1 protein-coding gene and 1 pseudogene are annotated in these 3549 nt (G+C 67.1%); both read right to left on the bottom strand.

Translation table 11 applies throughout. The annotated features are described in order from the left end of the window. Positions 1-131 precede the first annotated feature (131 nt). Positions 132-1640: an HNH endonuclease signature motif containing protein gene (locus JF66_RS18105; RefSeq protein ID WP_035880204.1), complete on the bottom strand. Its 1509-nt coding sequence runs from the start codon at positions 1638-1640 to the stop codon at positions 132-134. 87 nt (positions 1641-1727) lie between these two features. Next, a pseudogene (locus JF66_RS25435) lies at positions 1728-3549 on the bottom strand (N,N-dimethylformamidase beta subunit family domain-containing protein); the annotation flags it as partial.

Raw genomic sequence — 3549 nt, 5'->3', positions numbered from 1 at the left:
CCTGCCCCCGTTATCACCAATCCCGCTGGTCGAGCAGCGCCGTCTACGGCCCCGGTTGTCGAGCTCGTCGAGACACGAGACCCCGCGAGCCGCTCTCCGGACCCTCCCATGTCACCGCCGCTGCGCAGCCTTTACGCCTGCAGCCGCAGTGGTGACCCCAGCTTCAGCGCTGATTTGCTCGTGAGGAGGATGGGGGTTTGGGCCGGGTCGGCGGCGGGCGGTGGGATCAACCAGAATTCCAGCCCGATGCGGATGATCTTCCATCCGTCGTTGTGCAGTCTGAGGTGATGGGGGCTGCAGAGCAGGATTCCTTCGTCGAGGTTGGTGAGCCCGCCTTCTGCCTGCCACAGCCGGAGGTGGTGCGCTTCGGAGAAGCTGGGTGGTCGCAGGCAGTCTTTCCACATGCATCCACCGTCCCGAAGTGCCAGTGCCGCGCGTTGCGCCTGAGTGAACAGTCGTTGCTCGCGGCCGACATCAAGCACGGTTCCGTCCCGCCCGAACAGCACCGGGGTGAACCCGGTGTTGCAGACTGTCCGGTCGATGGTGGCGGCGGTGGCCGGGTCCGGTGTGCCTTCGATGAACCCGTTGCGAAGGAGCACCAGGCCTGTTGTGGGCTGCGCCGCTGTCGGCTGCGCCGCTGTGGGTGCTGCGGTCGGGGCGGTTGCGGGGTCTTGCACGACCACCAGCTTGACCGAGGGGCGGATGCGCCCGAAGAGTGTTCCGGGGTCGGCGGCTGCGGCGACCTTGATCACCTCGATCAACGACTCGGCGGCGATCTGGTCGGTGGACCGGGGGTCGTCGATGATGCGCTGCGCCCGTTCCTTTTCGCCTTTCTCGACGAATCGCGGGCCACCGGTGCGGGGGCCGGTGATCTGCAGCAGGAAGTCTTTGAAGTAGGACCCGTTTTCCGGGTCGAGCTCAAAGCTGCCGTGCAGCATGCCATCGGGCTTGTCGAACACCCGCAGGTACTGCCGGGCCCGCATCGCGTCAGCGCGGGAGGCGATCCCGGCGGCGTCGATCGTGTCCCGGCACTGCCGGGCCGCCTTCGCCGCCTGGTCCGCGTTGAGCGAGCGGCACTCGGCGACCAGGTGCACGATCGCGTCGGCGAGCATGTCCTCGGTGACGCCGAGTGCCGGTTCGCCGAGGCCGCGGCGAATGGCTGTCGCGGCGTCGGTGCTGAGCGTTCCGTCCGTCACGGCATCGCCGAGTGGTGCGAACCACGGCCGGTGCACGTCGAGAGGTGGGGCCTCCGGGTACTCCGCAGCGCGCAGGTCGGCTTCCTTCTGCCGGGCCCGGGCCGCTTCGGCTTCGGTGGCCATGGTGCCAGCCTCGATAAGGCGGCGGGTGTCGGCTTTCGTGCCGCCGCCGCCTCCGCCGAGGGCCTGCACGTAGTCCTCGGTGGTTGCGTATCCCTTCTTTCTCGCGAGGCCTTCGCGGCCGAGCGTCCAGTCGGATCGGCCGGCCATATTCGCCGCCGATAGCGCGTAGGCCGAGGTCACCTCACGCAGGTGGTGGGCTATCGCCCGGTGGGTGTTCTCCGACCCGTCGTCGGACAACTCCGCGAACGCTCTCGCGGACACCTCTGACCGGGCCAGCGCCCCGGTCAGATCAACGAAAACACCTTCAATGGTGGTTGTCATGAGAAAAGTGTGACAGGCACCACCGACACTGGACCAAGGGTCTGACGGACGATTCCGTTGGTGGGCGCGCGCCCTTCTGGAGGGCTATCAGCCGGTGAAGACCACGTCGACCCAGTAATTCGTCGCCTGGTAGGTGCTCGTGGGGAAGCCTCCGCCGGTGCCGTAACGATAGACACCGTTCGCGCTACCGGACGCGTCAGCGGGTGCGTGAAGCGGCCCCTGATCGACTCCGGTGCCCGCGAAGAAGCCCGTGTCGGCGGAGTAGGCGGCAACCGGCGCGTAGTACGACGCGATGTACGTCGTGCCGGCGGTGACCGCTACCGGGGCGGCAAAGTTCACCTGCTGCCAGCCGCTTGAGGTCTCGCCGCTGAACGTCGCCGAGGCCAGCTGGGTCCCCCCGGTGGTCCACAGCCGACCGAGGTGGGTGCCGTGTTGGCCGTTCCCTTATAGAAGCGGATGCCGGTGATCGAGCCCGCCCGATCGGAACGGAAGCGCACGCCGAGCTCCACGGCGCTTCGGTCCGAATCCGACACCACGGTGGGGACCGTCGAGGGGGCCCAGAGCGAGCACGGGCACGGTACAGGGGTCGTGGAATCGACCGTGACCGTGCGGGACGTGGGGGAAATCTGCACCCACCCGCTGTCGTCGCTCGCCCGCGTCAGAATCGTGGCGGAACCCGACGACGGCGTGCGCCAGCTGTACGTCCAGGCGCTCGTGCCGACGGCCCGATGCCAGCTCGACCCGTTGTCGGTGGAGACCTCCACGGCCCCGACCACGCCGCCGATATCGGTCGCCGTTCCCGAAATGGAAACGGTGGTGTTCGCCGGCACCGCGCCGGCCGCCGAGGCAGCGATAACGGATGTTGGGGCAGTCGTGTCGGTCGAGGACGTTGCTGCGCTGAGGCCCGACCTGATGGTTGAGGGCTGGGCTCCCATGTCGGCGAAGAGATTCACGGTGGCCTGTGCCATGGCGGTGTCCGGTGTGCTGCTGCCCTTGTCGTGCGTGCCGTCAAGGCCCCATGACCACTGCACGGTTCCGGCGCCGAACACGAGCGATCCGCTCGCGGCACGGTACAGGGTGAGGGCGTGAGTTGCGCTGCCCGTGGCATAGGTCGAGCCGTAGTCCTGGAGCACGTCCATTCCGGCGACCGTGGTGGATGACATCGGAACGAGCCCGGCCGGTCTGGCGCCGTTGTCGGGATCGGCGTCCCATTCATAGCCGAGGGTCTTCGTGCCGAGTTGGGTCGTCGCGGTCGTCGCGAGGGCGGCGACACGGGTATTGCGCCAGAATCGCAGGTTCTTGAACGCCCCGGACACCGTCATCTGGGTGGCGCAGCAGTTCGCGATGAATGATGTGCCGGTCAGGGCGTTCTCCGGGCGGCCGCCGTCGGCCGGCGGGCTGAACCGTGGATCCCGCCAGGTGCCCGTCCAGGCGCTCGTCGGGTCGATCTTCGCGTTGGCCTGTGTCTCCTTATACGACACCAGCGTTCGGTATGCAGTGCCCGAACCGTCGATCGACGTCTCCCAGCGGGTCTTCCAGAACACCTCGTTGCCACTGAAGAACGCGAGGTTGACGCCCGCGTCGCGGGCGGCCTCCACCTGGCTGCGCTGATTCCCCGACCAGTACTCGTCATGGCCAACGGAGACGAACGTCCTATGATTGCGGATCAGCGCACCGCGCCGGTCACTGTCGATATCCGAGGAATAGCTCACGTTATAGCCGTTCGCTTCGATCCATCGGATCATCGGATACTCGGCATTGAATACGGCATCCTCAGCGCCGGTACCCCGAGTGGTGACCGGTCGGTTGTAGCTCACCTTGTAGGCGCGGCCGGCGGGGGAACCGGTGTAGAGGCTGTTCCCGCCGTACTGGTTATAGGCCTGCCATGTGCTGTCGGAGGTTTGGAAGA

Source organism: Cryobacterium sp. MLB-32, assembly GCF_000738085.1.
In the GTDB taxonomy this organism is placed as follows: domain Bacteria; phylum Actinomycetota; class Actinomycetes; order Actinomycetales; family Microbacteriaceae; genus Cryobacterium.
This window is presented reverse-complemented; position numbering and strand designations above follow the sequence as displayed.